Here is a 22,537-nt window from a genome sequence, read left to right as displayed (position 1 = left end):
GGGCATGCCCGGCCTGCAAAAAAGAGGGGCGCTGCGGCCTCGTCGGGCTGCGGCAAGAGAAGGGACAACCATGATTCTCAACGGACCGGGAATTAGCTACACCGAGCCCGACATCGGTTCGGAGTTCGTGCCGCCGCTGCCGGAGCATCCGCGCGAGGCCATTGTCAAGCTGTGCGAGCATTGCACCAACCGTCTGCTGCATCGCGACGAGCTGCTGGGCTACGAGTACTGGTCGTTTGCCGAGGCCGCAACCGACGAGCAGGCCGAAGTGCTCTGCAAGATGAAGATGCGCCGTCCCTATACGCTGCCCGAGATGGTCAAGCTCACCGGCATGCCCGAGGCCCAGATCGAGAAGATGCTCGACGACATGAGCTACACGGGTCTGCTCGAGTACAACTGGGAAAATCCCGAGCGCGCCAAGCAGTGGGTGCTGCCCATGCTGGTACCGGGTTCCGCCGAGTTCCTCAACATGCGCGTGAACCAGCTCGAGGAGCATCCGGTCTATGCCAAGTTCTTTGAGCAGGCGTCCAAGGGGCCGCTGTCCAAAGCCACGCCGATGGTGCCGCCCGGAGGCGCCGGCATCGGCATGCACGTCATTCCGGTCGAGAAGGCTATCGATGCTTCGAGCACCTCGGTGCCGATCGAGCATATCGAGCATTGGCTCGACAAATACGAGGGCAAATATGCCGCCAGCACCTGCAGCTGCCGCGCGAGCCGTCGTGTGATGGGCGAGGGCTGTGCCGACGACCCCGCCGACTGGTGCATTGCCGTGGGCGATATGGCCGACTATGTGGTTGAGACCGACCGCGGCCATTATGTGACGCGTGAGGAGGTCTATGACATCTTGCGCCAGGCCGAGGACAACGGCTTTGTGCACCAGATCACCAATATCGACGGCGAGAACAAGATCTTCGCCATCTGCAACTGCAACGTCAACGTGTGCTACGCCCTGCGCACCTCGCAGCTGTTCAACACGCCCAACCTGTCGCGCTCGGCCTATGTCGCCAAGGTCGAGAAGGACAAGTGCGTAGCCTGCGGTCGCTGCGTTGAGGTGTGCCCGGCTGGTGCCGTCAAGCTCGGCCAGAAGCTCTGCAGCAAAAAGGCCGGCGGACAGGTGCCCGAGTATCCGCGCCAGGAGCTGCCTGATGCCACCAAGTGGGACCACACCAAGTGGTCGCCCAACTACCGCAACGACAACCGCATCGAGACACACGATTCCGGCACCGCGCCCTGCAAGACGGCCTGCCCCGCGCACATTGCCGTTCAGGGTTATCTGAAGCTCGCGGCGCAGGGCCGCTATGACGAGGCGCTAGCGCTCATCAAGCGCGAGAACCCGCTGCCCGCTATCTGCGGCCGTGTGTGCAATCGCCGCTGCGAGGATGCCTGCACCCGCGGTCGCGTGGACGAGGCCGTGGCCATCGACGAGGTCAAGAAGTTTATCGCCCAGCGCGATCTGGATGCCGCGACCCGCTATGTCCCACCTGTGGTGACCCCGACGCGCGCCGGCGGCTTCGACCAGAAGATCGCCATCATCGGTGCCGGTCCGGCCGGCCTGTCCTGCGCTTTCTACCTGGCCGAGAAGGGCTACAAGCCCGTCGTGTTCGAGAAGAATGAGCGCCCGGGCGGCATGCTCACCTATGGCATTCCCAGCTTTAAGCTGCAGAAGGATGTTATCGAGGCCGAGGTCGAGGTCATTCGCCTGATGGGCGCCGAGTTCCGCTATGGCGTGGAGGTCGGTCGCGATGTGACGCTCGACGAGCTGCGCGAGCAGGGCTTTAAGGCCTTTTATGTTGCCATTGGCTGCCAGGGCGGCCGCCTCGCCGGTATTCCGGGCGAGGATGCCGAGGACGTGACCGTGGCCGTCGACTTTTTGCGCAAGGTCAACAGTGGCAAGATCGACGCGCTGTCCGGCCGCACCATCGTGGTGGGCGGCGGCAACGTGGCTATAGACGTCGCGCGCAACGCCTGCCGTCTGGGTTCCGAGCACGTTGAGATGTTCTGCCTGGAGAGCGAGGCCCAGATGCCCGCCAGCGAGGAGGAGCGTCGCGAGGCCGTTGAGGACGGCGCCCACATCAGCTGCGGCTGGGGCCCCAAGGAGGTCCATCTGGACGAGGCCGGTCGTGTGTGCGGTATCACCTTCAAGCGCTGCACGCGTGTCTTTGACGACGAGGGCCGTTTTGCGCCCGAGTACGACGAGAACGACCTGCGTCGTGTCGACGCCGACCGCGTGGTCATGTCGATCGGTCAGTCCATCGTGTGGGGCGACCTGCTGGCTGGCTCCAAGGTGGAGCTTGGCCGCGGCCAGGGTGCCCTTGCCGATCCTCAGACCTACCAGACCGCTGAGCCCGACATCTTTGTGGGCGGCGACGTCTACACCGGTCCGAGCTTTGCCATCAACGCCATCGCTGCCGGTCACGAGGCCGCCGTGTCCATCCACCGCTTTGTGCAACCGGGCTCCACGCTCACCATCGGCCGTAACCAGCGCCGCTACATCGCGCTCGACCGCGACGATGTCGTGATCGAGAGCTATGACAACGCGAGCCGCGAGGTGGCACATGTCGACCGCGAGCGCGAGAAGGCCGCGCCGTTTAGCGAGTACGTCGAGACCTTTACCGAGGAGCAGGTGCGCGCCGAGACCGCCCGTTGTCTGGGTTGCGGTGCCTCGATCGTCGACCCCAACAAGTGCATCGGCTGCGGTCTGTGCACCACCAAGTGCGCGTTCGACGCCATCCATCTGAATCGCGACCGCCCCGAGTGCTCCACGATGGTCAAATACGAGCAAAAGCTCCCCAGCTTGGGCAAGTACGCGCTCAAGCGTGCCATCAAGATCAAATTCGGGAAGAAGTAATGAGGTGCCGCCGTTCTAACGAACGGCGGCACTGCCGACGCTGCGCGGCGCCCAGATACCCCATCTTGCCCCTCAACTGCGGCGCCGCGGGCAAAAAGCCCAGCGGACGCCTTGTTTCGGGGCAACCTGGGGCACCTGGATCGCCGCTCGCTGACGTTTGGCTGACATCGCATCAACCGTTGCTGAAAGGTTTCTACCTTGCATGAATTGGGAATCGTCTATCACATTATTCGCGATGTCGAGAACGTGGCGCGCGCCAATGGCGTGAGTCGCGTTTCGAGCGTCACGCTGCTGCTGGGCGAGGTCTCGGGCGTCGTTCCCGACTTGCTGCTCGACGCTTGGCGCTGGGCGGCAGATAAAAAGCCTATCACCGAGGGCGCGGAGCTTATCGTGGAGCCTGTCGAGGCCGTGACGCATTGCGAGGCGTGCGGCCGCGACTATGCGACGGTCGAGCACGGCAAGATCTGCCCCCATTGCGGTAGCGGCGAGACATACCTGCTGCAGGGCCAGGAGGTCATGATCAAGCAGATTGAGACCCCCGACGAGGACCCGCCAGATGCTGCTCCCGACGGCCTCTCCGACGCCCCCGATGCCGTCGACGCTGCCAACCCCCTCCACATCGTCTAGCCCCTAGTCGTTGGGGACGTTCTTGTTTGACTAGTCGTTTAAGAACGTCCCCAATGACTACTTGTAAGAACGTCCCCAATGACTACTTACGTTAGTGCATAAGTCACGCTAATAGTCAAGTTATGTCTGTTTAAACAAAATAACTGCAGTACAAGCGCATTCGCGCTTGCCTAAAATCGATATTAATGACCATCCTGCTTGTATCTGTAAAATGAATGGCTTGATAAGTGACGCCTTGGCGTGTAATCCGTCAAAAAGCAGTAACGTAATCAACTTGTAACAAACCTAGACGTTTAAACAAATTATCCAATCATTCGCATTTTTTTCTATAATTTTACAGGACGAACAGGTATACTCCTTTCATGTCGTGTAGGAAATACGTAGACAAAGAGGAGGTTATGTGATGGTAAGTATTGTTCTTGCTAGCCACGGGGACTTGGCAGCCGGAATCAAGCAGACGGGCTCGATGGTCTTTGGCGATCAGCCGTCTGTGGCCGTGGTCTCGCTCGAGCCGAGCATGGGCCCCGACGACTTCCGTGCCAAGGTCGAGGAAGCAATCGCTTCCTTCGAGGACCAGGAGCAGGTGCTCTTCCTCGTTGATCTGTGGGGCGGCACGCCGTTCAACCAGATCAGCGGTCTCATCGAGGGCCACGATTCCTGGGCTATCGTCACCGGTGTCAACCTGCCTATGCTCATCGAGGCATATTCGCAGCGCTTTGACGCAAAGAACACTGCACATGCGATCGCAAAACATCTCGTGACTGAGGCTAAGGCTGGCGTGCGCGTCAAGCCCGAGTCTCTGGAGCCCGAGGAGAAGAAGCCGGCCACGGCCGCCGCTGCTCCTGCAGGCGCCATCCCTCCGGGAACGGTCATCGGCGATGGGCACATCAAGATCGCCCACGTCCGTATCGACACCCGTCTGCTGCATGGTCAGGTGGCCACCACGTGGACCAAGCAGATCAACCCCAACCGCATCATCGTGGTTTCCGACGGCGTTGCTCACGACGAGCTCCGCAAGACCATGATCGAGCAGGCTGCCCCTCCGGGAGTCCATGCCAACGTCGTGCCCATCAAGAAGATGGCCGAGGTTGTCAAGGACACGCGCTTTGGTGACACCAAGGCCATGCTGCTCTTTGAGAACCCGCAGGATCTGCTCAAGGCTATCGAGGCCGGCGTCGACATCAAGGAAGTCAACATCGGTTCCATGGCTCACTCCAAGGGCAAGGTCGTCGTCACCAACGCCGTCGCTATGGGCGATGACGACGTTAAGACTCTCGAGGCCCTCAAGGCCAAGGGCGTCAAGTTCGAGGTCCGCAAGGTTCCTTCGGATTCCTCCGAGGATCTCGACGCCATGTTGAAGAAAGCTAAGGCCGAACTGGCCGCTCAAGCATAGTAAAGGAGGGTCCGATACATGTCTGCAATCACTATTCTGCTTGTTGCGATTGTCGCGTTGCTTGCCGGTATGGAAGGCATTCTGGATGAGTTCCAGTTCCATCAGCCGCTCGTGGCATGCACGCTTATCGGTCTCGTAACCGGTCACCTTCAGGAGGGCATCCTCCTGGGCGGTTCGCTCCAGATGATGGCCCTTGGCTGGGCTAACGTCGGCGCTGCCGTCGCGCCTGACGCCGCTCTGGCCTCGGTCGCTTCTTCGATTATCATGGTGCTCGCCCTCAACGGTGGCGCCACCGATTCGGCCAAGGCCGTTACCGCCGCCATCGCCGTCGCAGTCCCGCTGTCGGTCGCTGGTCTGTTCCTGACCATGATCTGCCGTACCCTGGCTACCGCTATCGCTCACGCCATGGACGGTTGCGCCGAGAAGGGCGACTTCTCCGGCATCGAGCGCTGGCAGTACGCCGCCATCCTCATGCAGGGCCTTCGTATCGCCATCCCGGCAGTACTTCTGTGCATCATCCCGGCCGAGGCGGTTACCAACGCGCTTAACGCTATGCCCGACTGGCTGTCCGGCGGCATGGCTGTCGGCGGCGGCATGGTCGCTTCCGTCGGTTACGCCATGGTCATCAACATGATGGCCACCAAGGAGACCTGGCCGTTCTTCATCCTCGGCTTTGTCCTTGCTGCCATCCCTCAGCTCACGCTGATCGCTCTTGGCCTCATCGGCATCTCCCTTGCCCTCATCTACCTTGGCCTCAAGGATCTGGCCAAGCAGGGTGGCGGCATGGGCGGTGGCTCCGGTGATCCGCTCGGCGACATTCTGAACGATTACGAGTAGGAGGGGAGTGATACATATGGCAGAGAACAAGATTCAGCTCACCAAGGCTGACCGCAAGAAGGTTTGCTTCCGTCATCAGTTCCTTCAGGGCTCGTGGAACTACGAGCGTATGCAGAATGGCGGCTGGTGCTTCGCAATGATCCCTGCGATCAAGAAGCTCTACACCAGCAAGGACGACCAGATTTCCGCGCTTAAGCGCCACCTGGAGTTCTATAACACCCATCCCTATGTTTCCGCCCCCGTCATTGGTGTTACCCTCGCTCTTGAGGAGGAGCGCGCCAACGGTGCACCGATCGATGACGTCGCCATTCAGGGCGTCAAGGTCGGTATGATGGGCCCGCTCGCCGGCGTCGGCGACCCCGCCTTCTGGTTCACCCTTCGCCCGATCCTGGGCGCTCTGGGCGCTTCCCTGGCCCTGTCCGGCAGCATCGCCGGTCCGCTGCTGTTCTTCTTCGCGTGGAACATCATCCGTTACGCCTTCCTGTGGTACACGCAGGAGTTTGGCTATAAGGTCGGCTCCTCCATCGCCAAGGACCTCTCCGGCGGTCTGATGGGCAAGGTCACCGAGGGTGCTTCCATCCTGGGTATGTTCATCATCGGCGCCCTGGTCGAGCGCTGGGTGTCCATCTCCTTCACCCCGGTCGTCTCCAAGGTCACGCAGTCTGCCGGCGCCTTCATTGACTGGGCTAACCTGCCTTCCGGTGCCGAGGGCATCAAGGAAGCGCTGACGATGTACAACTCCGTCGGTGCTACCGCCCTTGATCAGGTGAAGGTCACCACGCTTCAGGCTAACCTCGATCAGCTCATCCCCGGCCTTGCTGCCGTGTGCCTGACGCTGTTCGTCTGCAAGCTGCTCAAGAAGAAGGTCAGCCCGATCGTCATCATCCTGGCTCTCTTCGCCGTCGGTATCATCGGTCGCGTTTGCGGCTTCATGTAATCGCGCTTCGGCTTAAGACCGAGAGTTGCTAGGCAAGGGCTTTTGAGCCATTGAAACGGACCGCACCCGGTGGGTACACTGGATGCGGTCCGATTGTTTTATTTGGAGGGCGAGGCGCGCATGGCGCAATCTCAGAACAGCACGGTCGATCTGGCAACACCGGCAACCTGCCTGATGGGCCTTACCAGCCACGGTAACGTGATGGTGGGCAATAAGGCGTTCGAGTATTACAACGAGCGCAATCCCGAGGATTTTATTCAAATTCCGTGGGACGAGGTCGACTATATTGCCGCCGAGGTTTTGCGCGGCACTAAGAAGATCACGCGTTTTGCTATCTTTACCAAGGATAACGGCCACTTTACGTTTTCGACGCGCGACGACAAAGAGACGCTTCGTGCAGTTCGCAAGTACGTCGACGAGGATAAGCTCGTGCGTTCGCCCGACTTTATCGATGTGACGGCCAAGGGCGCCAAGAGCATCCCCTCCGTTATCAAAGGCCTTTTCCACAAAGGCAGCTAGTCGCCTGCGACGTTCTTATACGACTAGTCATTTAAGAACGTCCCCAATGACTACCTGTAGCTCTTCGCGGGATTCGCTGGGGAAATATCATCCCAGTTTGAGCGCCTATTCTGGGATGCAGTTTCCGGAACAGGCTCATTTGGGAAACCATATCCCGTTTCGAGCTCAAATTTCGGGTCGTAGTTTCCTAGAGAGGCCCCATCCGGAAAGCCCGTCCCAGAATTCGTCTGGATAGTGGGACACGCTTTCCGGAAGGCTGTTCCACCGTAACTTCGAAGAGTGGCTATGCGCTGCATGGCAGTGGCGCAAATCTGCTACACTAGTACAACATGCCTCCGTAGCTCAGGGGATAGAGCACCGCTCTCCTAAAGCGGGTGTCGACGGTTCGAATCCGCCCGGGGGCACCAGAGCAATATCGAGCCCGGTACCGCTGCGGTACCGGGCTCTTCTGGTTTAAAGGCCGGATTCGGGCCGTCGACACCCGCGTCACCGATTTCCCCGCGGGGGGAGTTTTCGAATCCGCCCGGGGGCACCAGAGCAATATCGAGCCCGGTACCACCACGGTACCGGGCTCTTCTGGTCTAAGGGCCGGATTCGGGCCGTCGACACCCGCGTCACCATCTAACAAGCCATTCTTACCCACTCTTTGCCCGCTAAAATAACGGTGGGCGAACGGTTTCGTCCGTTCTTCGATTTCTCGGCACGTTATGCAACGCCATGCGTTATGTTGTACAAGAAGTAGACAACTGGGAGGCGATCAAACTGGCTGCAAATTTTGACGTTCATGAAACCGTTGCAAGCGGTCCTGCGCTGGTTCATGCGCAGCACGGAGCGCCGAGAAATTCGATTGACCTTGCCATACTCAAGTCGAAAGATCCTATCTATTTGCAGCTTGCCGAGATTATGCGAGAGCGGATATTTACCAAGCAGTGGACCGCCGGAAGCAAGATTCCTTCGGAACACGAGCTTATGAGCGTGTTTGGGGTTGCGCGCGGTACGGTGCGCAAGGCGCTGAAATCGCTTGTCGAGGAAGGTCTGCTGGTCCAGGTGCGTGGCAGCGGAACGTATGTTGCCGAACCAGGCATTTCGCATCCGGCCGGTGTTCGCCCGCTCTCGTTTGCCGATTCGCTACGCGAGCAGGGCAAGGAGTTCGAGACGCATGTTCTCGAGCAGCGCGTGACCCCGGCAAGTGCCGAAGTGGCGGCGGAGCTGGGTATCGAGCCCGGCGTTGAGTCCATGTTTATGCGCCGCGTGCGCACGGTGGACGGCGAGCCCATCATGTGCCAAGAGAGCTGGCTGAATCTACCGGAGTGCCCGGGACTGTTGGATATCGACTACACCCAGGAATCGCTCTTCAACGCCGTTCAGCAGTGTTCAGGGCGCAAAATCAAAATCTCGCATATGCGTTACAGCGCGCGGACTGCCGGCATCGAATACGGCGAGCTACTTGGCTGCAGCGAGTCGGCCGCGCTGCTGTTGCTAGAACAAAACATCTGCCTGGAAGATGGGGTCTGCATCGAATGGACCTATACGTGGTTTAAGCCGGGGCAGCATATCGTAGGAACGGCCGAACAGGCCGACTAGCCGGTCTAAGGCAAGATGCTCCCGTGCTGCCTGTATTTACTGACTCCGCCGTTCGTGGGAAATAATCGACCGTTCAAAGAGCGCAACTCCATATCAGGTACATAAAGCTGTTCATTCTGGTATACAACTAGATGTACACAGTGAAGTGTACAACTAGTCTATTAGTTGTCCATCGCTACGGGGCTGCGAGGACAGAGAGTAGAGAGGCTTGATGCTATGGAGAAAACTCAGCTCAGGACGCCGTTTTTTGTGGTGAATCCTAAGTCGTACCTGTACGGCGAGGATATCTATGCGCTCGCAAAAAAGACCGATGAGCTGGCGGCCAAGTACGACTTTGACGTGCTGTTCACCGCGCAGCTGATCGACCTTCCGCACATCATCGAGACCTGCCCGCACCTGATTCCGTGTGCGCAGCACATGGAGAGCCTCAAGCCCGGTCGCGGCATGGGCCATGTGCTTCCCGAGGCCCTTGCTGCCGCAGGCGTCAAGGCGACGTTCCTCAACCATGCAGAGAACCCCTGTACCGTTCACGAGCTCGCTTCCACCATTGCGCGTGCCAACGAGGTGGGCATCCTTACCGTCGTGTGCGCCGACTCCGTGGAGGAGGGCGAGTGGATCGCCGGCCTGCACCCCGATGTCATGGTGTGCGAGCTGACGAGCCTTATCGGCACCGGTCAGGTCGCAGGTGAGGACTACATGCGCGAGTCGACCGAGGCCGTCAAGGCGGTTTCCCCTCAGACCAAGGTACTTCAGGCAGCTGGTATTTCCACTGGCCAGAACGTTTACGACGCCATCAAGTACGGCGCCGACGCAACGGGTGGCACCTCTGGCATCGTTGCCGCCGAGGATCCGTTTGCAACGCTTGACGAGATGTTCGAGGCACTCGATCGTGCTCGTACCGATTTTTGCAAGGAGGCGTAAAACATGGCTGTCTACAAAGAGACCCTAAAGACGGACACGCTCGCTGGCAAGCCGACGTATGTCGATATTACCGACGGCGTTGCCGCTGCCGTCGAGAACTCCGGCATCAAGGAGGGCACCGTCACGGTGATTTCCTGCCACACCACCTGCGCGGTCTTCTCCGAGGAGTTCGATCACGACTACACGCCCGCGGGCGACACGTATCTCCAGGCCGACCTGAATGCCGGCCTCGAGCGTATTTTCCCGGAGCAGCACGACTGGAATACCTACCGCTATCCCGGCCTGCGCCACTTTGAGGAGGTAGAGTCCTGGCCCAACCTGGAGGCTTGGCTGCCGGGCGGTGACCGCACCATGCTGTGGAACGGCGACGCGCACCTGCGTTCCACGCTGGTCGGCAGCAACCAGACGTTCGAGGTTGCCGAGGGCAAACTCGAGATGAACGGTCTGGCGAGCATCTACCTCGTTGATTACGACCGCACCCGCGAGCGCACGCGCAAGGTGAAGGTCGTGGTGATGGGCGATTAGCCTTCCACCATCCGGTGACGGATAAACTGGTAGCCGTGGAGCCGGAGCCAGCGAACCGCCATATATAAATTGACGGGCAGTTCTGGTTCTAGTGGGTTACTTTTAGTAATACGTTAATTCCGAAAGGAGAAAGATATGAAGAAGATTCTGTTGGCCTGTGGTTCTGGTATCTGCACTTCTACTGCCGTTCACAAGAAGGTCGAGGAGATGCTCATCTCCAAGGGCTATGCCGGACAGTTCGAGATCACCCAGTGCAAGGTTTCCGAGGCCCCTTCAAAGTCCCCCAACTTTGACTTCCTGATCGCCACGACCATGGCCCCTGCTGGTCTTCAGTGCCCCTACGTCAACGGCATTCCCTATCTTACCGGTGTTGGCACTGCCGCTGCTGAGGAGCAGATCCTGGCCCTGATGGCTGAGTAGTCCCTGCCGAAAAGGGATCACCCGGCTAAAAACTAGCGTTGTATTGGAAGGGACATACGTCCCCAGGATAACTTTGTCTATTTTGAAAGGGGATAGAACGCGATGGACGCAATTCTTGGCTTTTTCTCGTTCATTAACTCGCTGGGCGTATCTGTGGTTATGCCCATCGTCATTACGATTCTCGGCTGCGTGCTCGGTGCGGGCTTTGGTAAGAGCTTGCGCGCCGGCCTGACGGTCGGTATTGGCTTTATTGGCCTCAACCTCGTCATCAATAGCCTGCTTGGCACGACGCTCGCTCCTGCCGTTCAGGAAATGATCGAGCGCTTTGGTTTCAGTCTGTCCGTTATCGATGTCGGTTGGCCCGCTGCCGCCGCCATCGCGATGGGCTCGGTCGTCGGTACCATCATCATTCCGCTCGGTCTCATCGTTAACATCGTCATGCTCTTGACGAACACCACTCAGACCGTCGACGTTGACATCTGGGATTATTGGCACTTCGCCTTTACGGGCGCCCTCGTCGCGATTGTTACGGACAACATCGCCATGGGTGTTATCGCTGCTGTCCTGAACATGATTATCATCATGGTTCTGGGCGACTACACTGCTCCGCAGGTCGAGAAGTCTCTGGGTATGCCCGGTGTCTCCCTGCCGCATGGCTTCACTACCGCCTATGCACCGATCGCCATGCTCTTTAACTGGATTATCGATCACATCCCTGGCCTCAGGGACATCGACATCAACGTTGACGATCTTCAGCAGAAGTTCGGCATCTTCGGTGAGCCCATGATTATCGGTTCCGTTATCGGTCTCGTTATCGGCTCTCTTGCATACTGGAACGGCGCAGACATCCAGACCTCTCTGGCCAGCGTGCTCACCACCGGCGTTTCCCTCGGCGCTGTTCTGGTTCTCATCCCGAAGATGGCAGCCCTGCTCATGGAGGGCCTGATCCCCATCAGCGATTCCGCTTCCGAGTTCGTTCAGAAGCGTTTTAAGAACCGTGGCAAGATTTACATCGGTCTCGATTCTGCCGTGGGCGTCGGTCATCCGACCACCCTCACCATCGCTTATATTCTGGTTCCCCTGATGATCGTTCTGGCCGTCGTGCTGCCGGGTAACAAGGTTCTGCCCTTTGCTGACCTTGCAGTTGTGCCTTGGATGTTCGTTCTCATCACCCCGATCGTTGAGAACAACGGCTTCCGTGGCATCCTGATCGGTATCATTGTCCTCGCCGTTGGCCTGTACATCGCTACTGACCTTGCTCCGCTCATCACCACGGCTGCCAACAACGTTGGATTTGACATCGCCGGTGCTACCGGTGCTGCTGACACCATGATTTCCTCCATTTGCGACGGCGCTAACCCGCTCACTTGGGTCATCACTCGCCTGAATGGCTGGCTCGGCTACATCGGTGCCGCTATCGTCGCCGTGGTCGCTATCGGTATGGCTGTCTGGAACCGCGCTCGCATCCTCAAGGAGGCCAAGGCCATGCATGAGGTCGAGGCGTAAGTTATCCTACTAAGCTAGTTTAATGCAGGGCTGATTTAATCGGATAGGACCTGGCGTGTACGGTGTGTGTGCGCCAGGTCTTTTTGAAACGGGGCACTATGAAGACGACCTACAGCTATCTCAAACGCTATTTCTTTATCGAGGTTACTCTAACGGGGATAGTGTGCCTGGCGGCCCTCCTCGTGTGTCCCTATCTCGCCTATAAGGGTATTGTCCCCGGCATCATGATCGTCTTGATGGTTCCGGCCGCTTATCAGGTATGGAACACGTTCGTGGCAATTGCCAACCCGCAGACGGTTGAGATTGACGATGAGGCGATCGCTTTTTCTGCGTGGGGTAGGACCGACCGATATCTGTGGAATGACGTGACGTCCTTCCGCGTTAGAGAGTTCCCCTCCGCTGGAAAGATTTATATCAGAGTTAACAACAGTGGGCTTTTGAGGGGTCGTTATTGGCTCCAAACGCGTGTCATGACTGACGGTCGTGAGCTGTTCCAGAGGATTTGTGACCTGGAGTACAAGATTCATCCGGATACGCTTAAGGCGCGCGCCCGCAGGGTCAACTCCGAGTACCTGGAAGCAGAGAAAGCTTCCGATGATGAAAAACCAAAAAGCCGCCGTCATGACCGTAAGGGCAAAAAGCACTAATAAAGAAATCAATGCAGCGATTTTGCCTTTTCGATTTGGCGGGGCCGAAGGATTCGAGAACCGCGAGGTAAAGAAATGTTTGATACACAGAAGCAGGAAGTTCTGAACGCTGCTCTCAAACTCGATCGCTACGGCCTTATTGCGTTGTCGGGCGGTAACGTGAGTTGGCGAATGGACTCTGGTGAGGTTCTTGTCACGCCTTCGGGCATGATTTACGACGACATGGTCCCCGAGGACATTCTTGTTGTTGATCTCGATGGAAATATCATCGAGGGAGAGCGCAAAGCGTCTGTGGATACCGAGGCGCTGCTGTACATCTATAAGAACATGCCGCAAGTTAACGCCGTAATCCATACGCATCAGCCATATGCGACTGGTCTGGGACTTGTCATGGACGAGCTTCCCTGCAATTTGTCCACGATGGCAAATGCGACTGAAGGACCGGTTGCCGTGGCGGAATACGGTGATCCGGGCAGTCTGTCTATGGGCGTTGAGGCCGTTAAGGCGATTGGCGATCGACTTGCGGTCGTTTTGAAGCATCACGGCGTCATTGCGGTGGGTCGCGATCTTCGTCAGGCACTCTTCTCTTGCGTCTATCTCGAGGAGGCGGCAAAAACTGTTTCCGTGGCTCTGTCGACGGGGATGCCTATGGCGACCATGACTCAAGAGCAGATAGATGAGGCCGTTGCGGTATTCCACCGTTACGGGCAAAAGCCCATCGACCAAGACGCGTAAAGCTTCATTTGGCAACTCCATCTCAAATTACTAACTCGATAGGAAGGAACTACCATGCTTGTCAATCTTCGTGATATCTGTGGTATCGCCGAGCAGAACAACATGGCTATCGCGGCGTTTAACACGCCGAGCCTCGAGGCCGTCCGTGCTGCGATCGACGCCGCCGAGGCAACGGGGTATCCCGTGATCATCCAGCACGCCGAGTGCCACGACGACATTACGCCGCTCGATGTCATGGGCCCTGCAATGGTCGCGCTTGCCGAGCGTTCTACCGCGCAGGTGTGCGTACATCTCGATCATTGCGAGAACCTGTCCTACATGCGTCGCGCGCTCGAGATGGGCTTCAACGGCGCGATGTTCGATGGATCTGCGCTTCCTTACGAGCAGAATATCGCTAACTCCAGCCGCGCCGCCGCCATGTGCGCAAGCTTCGATTGCGGCCTTGAGTGCGAGCTGGGCAGCCTGGGAGCTCGTGAGGGCGATATTCTCGAGGACGGCTCCGCTGCTCCCGAGGGCGGTTCCGGTGCAACCTACACCGATCCCGACCAGGCGCTCGATTTTGTCGCCTCCACCGGCCTCGATATCCTTGCCTGCTCCTTCGGAACCGTGCACGGCCTGTATCGCGGCGAGCCCCAGCTTTCCTTTGAGGTGCTCGACCAGATTCGCAATCGCGTCGAGATTCCGCTGGTCATGCATGGCGGCTCCGGCGTATCCGATGAGGATTACCACAAGGCCATCGACGCCGGCATCCGTAAGATCAACTACTACACCTACGGCGTAAAGTATGCCGGCGAGACAGTCTGCGACCTTGTCCAGTCGCGTCGCGCCAACGACAGCAATGCCGTAGTGTACTGGCATGATATGACCACTGCTGCCTACGAGCGCCTGCTCGAGGATTTCACGCAGGTCATTCGCGTCTTTGCCAACGGCGCCGAGCCGCTCGCCTAGTAGCCCCCTGGGATCGCGGGGGCGGAAGGTCCGTCTCCGCGATCTGTTTTAATTCTTCATTGAGCTATATGTGCCCTCGTTGTTTTCAAAGGGTGCGATGTATCTGAAAGGAACGCCATGTCTGCTGTTGACACCAGTCTTTTTAAGCCGGAGCTCGTTTTCTTTGATTTTGAGGCCACTGATCGTGTGGACTTCTTTAAAAAGCTTGGCGAGGAGCTCAGCTCTCGTGGTTACGTTAAGGACTCGTGGTTCGATGCCATTATGGAGCGCGAGACCAATTACCCCACCGGTCTTGGCTGCCAGGCCATCAACGTCGCGATTCCGCACGTCGACCCCGAGCATCTCGTAAAGCCCTACATTGCCATCATCAAGCCCAAGACTCCCATTGAGTTTGAGGCTATGGGCGGTATGGGCGATCCCGTCCCCGCCGAGTTTATTGTGAACCTGGGCCTGCTTGCCCACGCCGAGGGCCAGGTGTTTATTCTCCAGGCGCTGATGGGCATCTTTATGGATGATAACTCCTGTGCCGAGATCCTGGCTCAGGATACTCCTGAGTCCATGGTCGAGACCATGGTGAAGTTCTGCGGCTAGCAATTACTGTATCACATATCTGTTGTCACCTGGGAGGCTCGCTTCGGCGGGCCTCTTTGCGTTGCTATGGAGCCTTGGTCTGTCGATAAAGAAAGCGCCCGCTTGCTGGGGGAGCAAGCGGGCGCCTGTGAGCGAATATGTTTGCGGCATCAGCCGCTGTGGGCAATGTCTCGATGACTAGTTGGTCGTGCCGGAATCGTCGCCTGAATCGGTGCCAGAGCCAGAAATCGAAACCGTCAGCGTGATCGTGCTGTCGGTGGACTGCTTGCCAGTGGGGGAGACGCCCGTCACGGTGGCGTTTTCGTTACCACTCACGGGGTTGCCGTTCTGATCGCAGAATGCGATGTTGTAGAATCCGGCGTTGTTGAGCGCGGTGACGGCGGAGGAGATACTCTTGCCGTACAGGTTGCCCGGAACGTTTGCCTTGCCGGACTTCTTGGCGATGACGACGGTAATCGTGGCGCCGGGCTTTTGCTTACCGCTGGGGTTCCAGCTAATGACGGTGCCCTCGGTGACGGAATCGTTCTCCTGGTAGGTCACATCGACGCCGAAGCCGGCCATATCGAGGGCGTTGCGTGCCTGAGCCTCGGTCATGTCGGTCAGATCGGGGACGGAGGTGGTGTCGGGTCCACTCGAGACTTTGTACGAGATGGTCGTGCCCTTCTCGACTTCCTTGCCCGCATCGGTGCCCTGTTCAAAGACTTCGCCCTTTTCGGCCTCGTTGGCTTCCTCGGTGGCATTGCCCTTAAGGCCGACGCTTGCCAGCGCTGCCTCTGCCTGGTCCTTGGTCAGACCAACGAGCTGCGGGACATCAACCTTCTCGGAGGGCTTGGGACCCTTGGAGATTACCAGATTCACCTTGGTGCCCTTGGGCTTCTTGGTGTGACCGTTAGGAGTCTGCTCGACAACCTTTCCCTCGTCGACGTCGTCGTTGTAGCTCTGGTCAATGGTTCCGACGTCAAGGCCGGCATCCTTAATCAGTTCGACGGCGGTCTCCTGGTCCTTACCCAACACATCGGGAACCGGGACCTGCTCGCCGCCAAAGAGTCCGGTGGCAAAGGCCACGATGACGCCGATTACGGCTACCGCAGCAACTACGGCGGCGATGATCTTGTTCTTGTTGGATTTGGGCTGCTCGGTGGCGTAAGAGCCGGTTGAACCCGAGACGGAGCTGCGAGCGTTATTTTGTCCGCTCACGCCCGAGACGGGGCGTACCATGGCGCGCGTCTGGTCGGATAGCTCTCGGGTCTTGGTGGCACCCAGGTCGCCAACGGCGCCGATAACGCGCGTAGGCTCCGGAACGTTGACGGCGCGACCAGACAGGTAGCTGTTGAGCACCTGACGCAGCTCGTCGGCCGTCTGGAAACGGTTAGCCGGATCTTTTTCCATGCACTTGAGGATAATGCGCTCAAGATCGGCATCGACACCGGAGTTGATCTGGCTCGGCGGCACGGGCAGCTCGTTGACCTGCTTGAGTGCGACCGAGATGGCATCGTCGCCGTCGAAAGGCACGCGGCCGGTGGCGCACTCGTACATCACGACGCCCAGCGAGTAAATGTCCGAGGTGGGGCCTAGATCCTGCCCGCGGGTCTGCTCGGGACTTACGTAGTGGGCGGTGCCCAAAACGTTGTTGTCCTGCGTAAGGTGGCTGTTCTTGGCGCGCGCGATGCCAAAGTCCATGACCTTGATGTTGCCGTCGGGCAGCACCATGATGTTCTGCGGCTTAATATCGCGGTGGATGATCTCGTGCTTGTGGGCGACCGAAAGTGCGGAGCTGATCTGCGAGCCGATCTGAGCGACCTTTTTGGGGTCAAGGGCGCCGTGGCTCTTGATGCCGCTCTTAAGGTCGGTGCCGCGCAGGTATTCCATGACGATGTAATAGGTGTCGCCGTCCTTGCCCCAATCGTAGACGCCGACGATATAGGGGGAGGAGAGGCCGGCGGCTGCCTGGGCCTCCTGCTTAAAGCGTGCGGCAAAGGTGGCGTCGCCGGCATATTGCGGCAGCATGATTTTGATAGCTACCGTGCGGTCGAGGACCTGGTCCTGTGCACGGTAGACGGTCGCCATGCCGCCTGTCCCTACCTTATCCTTGAGGAGGTATCTTCCCCCGAGGACCCTCTGTTCCATTCCTGCTCCTAACATGACTATTCGCTCAACGATGTGTGTAGTACCAAATTTGAGGCCGCTGGGGCCGTGTGGCGCATTGCCGCTAGCGTTATCGGCCGCGGCACGCCCCATGCTTGCGCATCAATCACGGGCATCACGCTCCCTGGGCGGCAAGCGCCGCGGTCAGGACGATGCCGGCGATCTTTGCCGCCTCGACATCGTGCTTGTCGTAATCCTCCAAGGCTACCGAGATGGCGACCGTGGGTGAATCGTAAGGCGCAAAACCGACGAACATCGAGTTGACTTTGGTACCGACGGTCTCGGCAGAGCCGGTCTTGCCGGCAACCTTGACGCCCGGAATCTGGGCATCGGTGCCGGTGCCGGATTGAACGACGTCGAGCATGGCCTGTTTGACCTGTTCGGCCGTGGTGGCGCTGACGGCCTGGCCCAGTGAGCGGGACTGCGTGGTCTTGACCACGGTTCCGTCTGGGGCGAGCACCTGGGCAACGAAGAACGGGTCCATGACGACGCCGCTGTTGGCGATGGCCGCCGCGATAACGGCGTTCTGCATGACGGTGGTCTGCGGACCCGGCGTGTGGTCCATGCCGACGGGCTGGCCGGCGCCGGCCCAGGCGATTTCCCACTCGGTCATGAGCGAGGGGTCGGCCATGATGGACGCCGCGGCGGTTAGGTCCTGACCGAGCTTTTGGCCATAGCCAAAGGCGTTGGCGAACTGTACGAGTGAGCTGGCGCCGACCTCGTTTGCCACCTGACCAAAGACGACGTTGGACGACACGGCAAAGGCCTGCTGCAGGCTAATCGTGCCGTAGCTCTCATTGGCGGAGTTGGTGACCGGTGCATTGCCGATATCCATGGAACCGGGCGCCTGATAAGTGCTCGAAAGGCTTGCGGTGCCGGTCTCGAGTGCCGCCGAAAGCGTGACGACCTTAAACGTGGAGCCCGGAGTATAGAGGGCGTCCATGGCGCGGTCGTACATAGAACCGTCCTCACCGCCGCCCGATTGCAGCAGGGCGTCGATGTTGGTGTTGTCGTAGGTGGGCGAGCTGGCGCATGCGAGCACCGCGCCAGTGCGCGGGTCCATGACCACGACGGCGCCCTTAAAGCCCTTGAGAGCCTGTTCGGCGGCCGTCTGGATGCGGGAGTCGATGGTGAGTTTGGCGGTGTTGCCCGGCTGGTTTTGGCCCGCGAGCGACGCGATGGCGTTGTTCCAGCTGGAGTAATCCTTGGAACCGGTGAGCGTGTCGTTCATCACGCTCTCGATGCCGGCGGTGCCGTACTGCTGGCTCACATAGCCAACCACATGGGCGGCCAGGTTGCCGTTAGGGTAGGAGCGTACGTAGGTGCCGTCCTCCTGTTGCAGCGATTCGGCCAGCGTCACGCCGTCGGACGTGATGATGGAGCCGCGCTGGATGTACTTGGAACGGGCGATGGTGTGATTGTTGGTCGGCATATCCTGGTAATCCTTGGCCTTGATGACCTGGACATAGGTGAGGTTGCCGATGAGGATGGCGAACAGGGCCGTAAAGGCAAACACCGCGCGGGTTAGGCGGTTAGCGAGCGCCACGCGGCCGAGCACGCCAGATTCGGGCGTATCGAGCAGGCGACGACGCATGCGCGAGCCGGTGGAGTGGCTGCCACGGCCGTAGGAAGACGAAGAAGCGAAGCGCGTGCCGGCATGCGCCGCGGCAGAAGCGACCTGGTCGTCAGAGATAGCGGCCATGGTGCCGGTACCGGTGAGCTCGGCTTCGCGACCGGTGGCCTCATCGCCGGCGCGCAGCAAAAGCGCGACAATGATAAAGCTCGCCAGCAGCGAGGAGCCGCCCTGGCTCATAAAGGGCAGGGTGACGCCGGTCAGCGGAATCAGGCGGGTAACGCCGCCAACGATCAAGAAGGCCTGGAAGCTAATGGCGGCCGTGAGGCCCGTGGCGCTAAATGCGGCAAGGTCGGACTTAGCGCGGGCGGCCGTGGTCAGGCCTCGCACGGCAAAGAGCATAAACAGGACGAGTACGGCGCCGCCGCCCAAAAGGCCCATTTCCTCGCCGATGGCCGAGAAAATGAAGTCGGACTCGACGACGGGGATGTTATTGGCCATGCCATTACCGATGCCAACGCCGATAAGACCGCCGTCAGCCAACGAGAAAAGGGATTGCACAATCTGGTAGCCCTGGCCCTGGGCATCCTTAAAGGGGTCGGCCCAGATCTGGAAACGTACCTGGACATGCGGCAGGAACTTGTAGGCGCCCACGGCACCCACTGCCAAAAGCGCAAGGCCGATGACGACATACGAGAAACGTCCCGTGGCGACGTAGAGCATCAGCAAGAAGATGGTGTAGAACAGCACGGCGGAGCCCAAGTCGCGCTCGAAGACAACGACCAGAAGGCATACACCCCACACAGCGAACAGCGGTAGCAGCAGGCGCAGGCGCGGGACCTTGAGGCCCAAGATCTTGCGATTGGAGATGGAGAGTAGCTCGCGGTTCTCGGCTAGGTATCCGGCCAAGAACAATACGATAAAAATCTTGGCGAACTCGCCGGGCTGGATGGTGAAGCCGGCGATGCGAATCCACAGCTTGGAGCCCGAGATGGTGGTGCCGATAAAGATGGGCAGCATCAGCAAGATGATGCCGATGATGCCAAAGGTGTACTTGTAGCGCATGACCACATCGAGATTCTTGATCATCGCGAGCGTGCCCACCATCAGTGCCACCGAGACAAACAGAATGACGAGCTGCGAGATGGCGAGGGCGGGTGCCAGACGCGTTACGAACGTGATGCCGATGCCCGAAAGCACAAAGACGATGGGCAGGATGGCCGGATCGGCACCGGGCGCCAGGATGCGCACGGCGATATGCGCCGCGGCGAAGGCGGCAAAGAGACCGATCGGCACGGCGAGCGTTTCAAACGAGATGGAAGCGCCTGCGGTGAGCACGTACATCGCATACAGCAGGATGACGGGGAACGCCGAGGCGATGAGCAAGAGCATTTCGGTGTTGCGGCGACTCATAAGCGGCACTCCCTTTCTAATTCTTATCGGAGGCTTCGGCCTCGGCGGACTGTTCGGCGGTTTTTTCGGAATTCGATTTGGAAGTCGATTCCTGGTCGGTGTTGTCGCGAATCGTTTGCGCGTCGATCACCTGGCGGGTCTGTTCCTCATCGATCTGATGACGGTACTTGGAGATAGTGTCCTGCGCGTCGTCGACACTCGTTTGCGGAATGCCTGCTTTCAGACGATTCTGCGTGTCTTCGGGTAGGTCGGATAGCTTGATGGCGGTCGTGCTCTCGAGCCAGTGCAGCTTAAGGCCGAGCGGCTTGCCGGGAATGCCCCGGTAGACCGCGACGGTGTCCTTGTAGGTGCCCAGGTAATACGAGCCGGTGACGCCCGCGTAGGCCCAGATGGCTGCCGCCAGCACAAAAGCGATGCCCAGGATGGCGGCAATGGTGACGTTGCGGCGGCGAACACGCTTCGCCTCGCGCATGACGCCGTCGTCGACCAGGTCCACAACGACTACCGTCACGTTGTCGTGGCCGCCGGCAGCGAGCGCGGCGTCCACCAGGTTGTCGACGCAAATCTGCGCCGTAGACGATTGCGTGGCGATGTTTTCGATTTCGCTATCGGGAATCATGCTCGAAAGGCCGTCCGAGCACAGGATCAGGCGGTCGCCCTCTTCGATGTGCAGGGTAAAGTGGTCGGCATACATGGCGGGGTCCGAACCCAGCGCACGTGTGATAACCGAGCGGTTGGGATGGACGCGCGCCTCGTCGGCCGTAATTTCGCCAGCGTCCACGAGCTCCTCCACATAGGAGTGGTCGCGGGTCACGCGGATGAGCGTGCCCTCGTGGAGCAGGTAGGCGCGCGAGTCGCCCACGTGGGCGATGGCGAGCATGTCGTTTTCGATATAGGCGCAGGTCGCCGTGCAGCCCATACCGGGCTTGCCCAGGCCGTTGAGTGCGGCCTCGATGACGGCGGCGTTGGCAGCTTCGACGGCTGCGGCTAGGCGCGCGGCGTCGGCAGCCTGTGGCGCCGTCTTGGCGATGGTCTCGACCGCGATGGAGGAGGCTACCTCGCCGGCGGCGTGACCACCCATGCCGTCGCACACGCAAAAGAGCGGCGACTGTACCAGGTAGGAGTCCTCGTTGTGCGGACGCACGCAGCCAACATCGGAGCGGGCGCCCCACATGAGTTGCGTGGTGGTGCCGGCATCGTAGGTCGAATCGGTCTCGATGCGCTCGTCGGTCAGCGGCTCAAAACTCATGGTCGAACCAGGGTCCTTAAGCTTGGCCTCCACGGCGGCGACATCAATCTCGGCCGTGTCGCCGGGCGAGACGGCGTTGGCCTCGTTGCTCGGGTCGTCGACTTTAGACGTGGCGGGCACTTCGGTTGTGTGGTCGGCAGGCTCTTCGTCTTGCGGGGCGACGGCTGCGGGCTCGGGTGCCGCGAAGTGCGCGGGCGCGGGCGTGCTGTGGGGCTGAGAGGCGTCCTCCGTCGCTGCGACGGGTATCTCTTCGGCCGTAGGCTGCACGGCCTCGGGCGCCGATGTGGCCGCGGGGGAGGATGCCGCCGCGGGTGCCGGTGTAGATGCGGGCTCGGGCGCTGCGGTGGGTGCTGGAACTACGGGAAACACCGGTGCCGTGGGCTCGGGGGCCAAAAACACCGCGGCGCTCTCATCGATTGCCGCGGCGACAGACTCGGCAAAGTGGGCCGGCGCAGGTGTAGTTTCCGGTGCCGAAGGTTGATCGGCAACGGCGTGCGCGCCGATGGGGGCATCGGTGGAATTATCTTCATCCTGGCCATCGGTGGGCATCGGATGGTCTTGCGTTACATGCGAAAGAGGCAGGGAGAACACGGTGTCCTCGGGCTCCACGGGCGCAGGGCCCGCCGGGGCGGCATGAGCCGGCACGGCCGCGGGGGCAGCCAGCGCCTCGGACATGGTTGCGGACTTGTTCTCCTCGTCGATCATCGACGGTTCACCTTCATGACCACGTCGCCAATCTGGACTTCGTCGCCCTCGCGCAGCGTTGCGGGCTCCACCAGCTGGCGGCCGTTAACAAGGGTGCCGTTGAGCGAGTTGAGGTCCTCGATAATAAGTGCCGGGCCCTGCAGCGAAAAACGCGCATGCGAGGCAGAGACAAACGGCTCGTTGATGCAGATGTCAGATGACGGCGAACGACCGACGATGACGGGGCCAAGCATATCCACGTGAATACCGCGAATGCCGCGCGGGCCCTTGTCCACATCGATCGTCCAGATGGCAGAGTCGCGGCGCTGGCCGCGCACGAGCCCCACGCCGGTCTTCATGACGGCGAACAAGAAGATATAAAGCAAGACGACCAGTACGATGCGGCCTGCAAAAAGGACGATATCGATGTTCATA

19 protein-coding genes and 1 tRNA gene are annotated in these 22,537 nt (G+C 59.7%); 16 read left to right on the top strand and 4 right to left on the bottom strand.

What is annotated here, in order from left to right; all coding sequences use genetic code 11:
* Nucleotides 1-70: 70 nt before the first annotated feature.
* The 16 genes from ACQRAP_RS05995 to ACQRAP_RS05920 all read left to right on the top strand — a co-directional run bounded on the left by ACQRAP_RS05995 (nt 71) and on the right by ACQRAP_RS05920 (nt 15,038).
* Nucleotides 71-2,848: an FAD-dependent oxidoreductase gene (locus ACQRAP_RS05995; protein ID WP_427795139.1), complete on the top strand. Its 2,778-nt coding sequence runs from the start codon at nt 71-73 to the stop codon at nt 2,846-2,848.
* A 198-nt stretch (nt 2,849-3,046) separates the two neighbouring features.
* On the top strand, nt 3,047-3,475 hold the full coding sequence (locus ACQRAP_RS05990) for a hydrogenase maturation nickel metallochaperone HypA (protein WP_427719316.1): 429 nt from the start codon (nt 3,047-3,049) through the stop codon (nt 3,473-3,475).
* Nucleotides 3,476-3,878: 403 nt separating this feature from the next.
* Complete coding sequence (locus ACQRAP_RS05985) at nt 3,879-4,868, top strand: PTS sugar transporter subunit IIB (RefSeq protein ID WP_154518426.1); 990 nt, start codon at nt 3,879-3,881, stop codon at nt 4,866-4,868.
* 18 nt (nt 4,869-4,886) lie between these two features.
* Nucleotides 4,887-5,705 (top strand): PTS mannose/fructose/sorbose transporter subunit IIC, encoded by an 819-nt coding sequence (locus ACQRAP_RS05980; RefSeq protein ID WP_055285302.1) that lies wholly within the window; start codon nt 4,887-4,889, stop codon nt 5,703-5,705.
* A gap of 16 nt (nt 5,706-5,721) precedes the next feature.
* On the top strand, nt 5,722-6,642 hold the full coding sequence (locus ACQRAP_RS05975; protein WP_154518429.1) for a PTS system mannose/fructose/sorbose family transporter subunit IID: 921 nt from the start codon (nt 5,722-5,724) through the stop codon (nt 6,640-6,642).
* Between the two features lie 120 nt (nt 6,643-6,762).
* Nucleotides 6,763-7,161, top strand: a complete 399-nt coding sequence (locus ACQRAP_RS05970; protein WP_427795138.1) for a DUF956 family protein — start codon at nt 6,763-6,765, stop codon at nt 7,159-7,161.
* A gap of 331 nt (nt 7,162-7,492) precedes the next feature.
* A tRNA-Arg gene (locus ACQRAP_RS05965) sits at nt 7,493-7,568 on the top strand.
* Between the two features lie 478 nt (nt 7,569-8,046).
* Nucleotides 8,047-8,745 (top strand): GntR family transcriptional regulator, encoded by a 699-nt coding sequence (locus ACQRAP_RS05960; RefSeq protein WP_427727365.1) that lies wholly within the window; start codon nt 8,047-8,049, stop codon nt 8,743-8,745.
* 216 nt (nt 8,746-8,961) lie between these two features.
* Nucleotides 8,962-9,666 (top strand): triose-phosphate isomerase, encoded by a 705-nt coding sequence (locus tag ACQRAP_RS05955; RefSeq protein ID WP_427727367.1) that lies wholly within the window; start codon nt 8,962-8,964, stop codon nt 9,664-9,666.
* Nucleotides 9,667-9,669: 3 nt separating this feature from the next.
* Nucleotides 9,670-10,191 (top strand): YjbQ family protein, encoded by a 522-nt coding sequence (locus ACQRAP_RS05950; protein WP_427727369.1) that lies wholly within the window; start codon nt 9,670-9,672, stop codon nt 10,189-10,191.
* Between the two features lie 135 nt (nt 10,192-10,326).
* Nucleotides 10,327-10,611 (top strand): PTS sugar transporter subunit IIB, encoded by a 285-nt coding sequence (locus ACQRAP_RS05945; protein WP_427727371.1) that lies wholly within the window; start codon nt 10,327-10,329, stop codon nt 10,609-10,611.
* A gap of 102 nt (nt 10,612-10,713) precedes the next feature.
* Nucleotides 10,714-12,117: a PTS galactitol transporter subunit IIC gene (locus ACQRAP_RS05940; RefSeq protein WP_427727373.1), complete on the top strand. Its 1,404-nt coding sequence runs from the start codon at nt 10,714-10,716 to the stop codon at nt 12,115-12,117.
* A 98-nt stretch (nt 12,118-12,215) separates the two neighbouring features.
* Nucleotides 12,216-12,764 (top strand): hypothetical protein, encoded by a 549-nt coding sequence (locus tag ACQRAP_RS05935; protein WP_427727375.1) that lies wholly within the window; start codon nt 12,216-12,218, stop codon nt 12,762-12,764.
* Nucleotides 12,765-12,839: 75 nt separating this feature from the next.
* Nucleotides 12,840-13,499, top strand: coding sequence for a class II aldolase/adducin family protein (locus tag ACQRAP_RS05930; RefSeq protein WP_427727377.1), 660 nt, complete (start codon nt 12,840-12,842; stop codon nt 13,497-13,499).
* A 54-nt stretch (nt 13,500-13,553) separates the two neighbouring features.
* Entirely contained in the window at nt 13,554-14,447 is an 894-nt protein-coding gene (locus ACQRAP_RS05925) for a class II fructose-bisphosphate aldolase (protein ID WP_427727380.1), read from the top strand.
* Between the two features lie 117 nt (nt 14,448-14,564).
* Nucleotides 14,565-15,038 (top strand): PTS sugar transporter subunit IIA, encoded by a 474-nt coding sequence (locus tag ACQRAP_RS05920; RefSeq protein ID WP_427727382.1) that lies wholly within the window; start codon nt 14,565-14,567, stop codon nt 15,036-15,038.
* Nucleotides 15,039-15,215: 177 nt separating this feature from the next.
* Here ACQRAP_RS05920 and pknB read toward each other — a convergent pair whose 3' ends face one another.
* The 4 genes from pknB to ACQRAP_RS05900 all read right to left on the bottom strand — a co-directional run bounded on the left by pknB (nt 15,216) and on the right by ACQRAP_RS05900 (nt 22,536).
* Nucleotides 15,216-17,165, bottom strand: a complete 1,950-nt coding sequence (gene pknB / locus ACQRAP_RS05915) for a Stk1 family PASTA domain-containing Ser/Thr kinase (RefSeq protein WP_427795137.1) — start codon at nt 17,163-17,165, stop codon at nt 15,216-15,218.
* A gap of 133 nt (nt 17,166-17,298) precedes the next feature.
* Nucleotides 17,299-20,169 carry an FtsW/RodA/SpoVE family cell cycle protein gene (locus tag ACQRAP_RS05910; protein ID WP_427795136.1) on the bottom strand — a complete coding sequence of 957 codons (2,871 nt, stop codon included), beginning with the start codon at nt 20,167-20,169 and terminating at the stop codon, nt 17,299-17,301.
* A 16-nt stretch (nt 20,170-20,185) separates the two neighbouring features.
* Entirely contained in the window at nt 20,186-22,123 is a 1,938-nt protein-coding gene (locus ACQRAP_RS05905) for a Stp1/IreP family PP2C-type Ser/Thr phosphatase (RefSeq protein ID WP_427795135.1), read from the bottom strand.
* Complete coding sequence (locus tag ACQRAP_RS05900) at nt 22,120-22,536, bottom strand: FHA domain-containing protein (RefSeq protein WP_055250779.1); 417 nt, start codon at nt 22,534-22,536, stop codon at nt 22,120-22,122. Before ACQRAP_RS05900 ends, ACQRAP_RS05905 begins: the two co-directional genes overlap by 4 nt.
* Nucleotide 22,537: the final 1 nt, after the last annotated feature.

Origin of the sequence: Collinsella sp. SGI.180, from assembly GCF_050313455.1 — a bacterium.
In the GTDB taxonomy this organism is placed as follows: domain Bacteria; phylum Actinomycetota; class Coriobacteriia; order Coriobacteriales; family Coriobacteriaceae; genus Collinsella.
The sequence above is the reverse complement of the archived record's forward strand: the minus strand, read 5'-3'. Positions and strand labels throughout refer to the sequence as shown.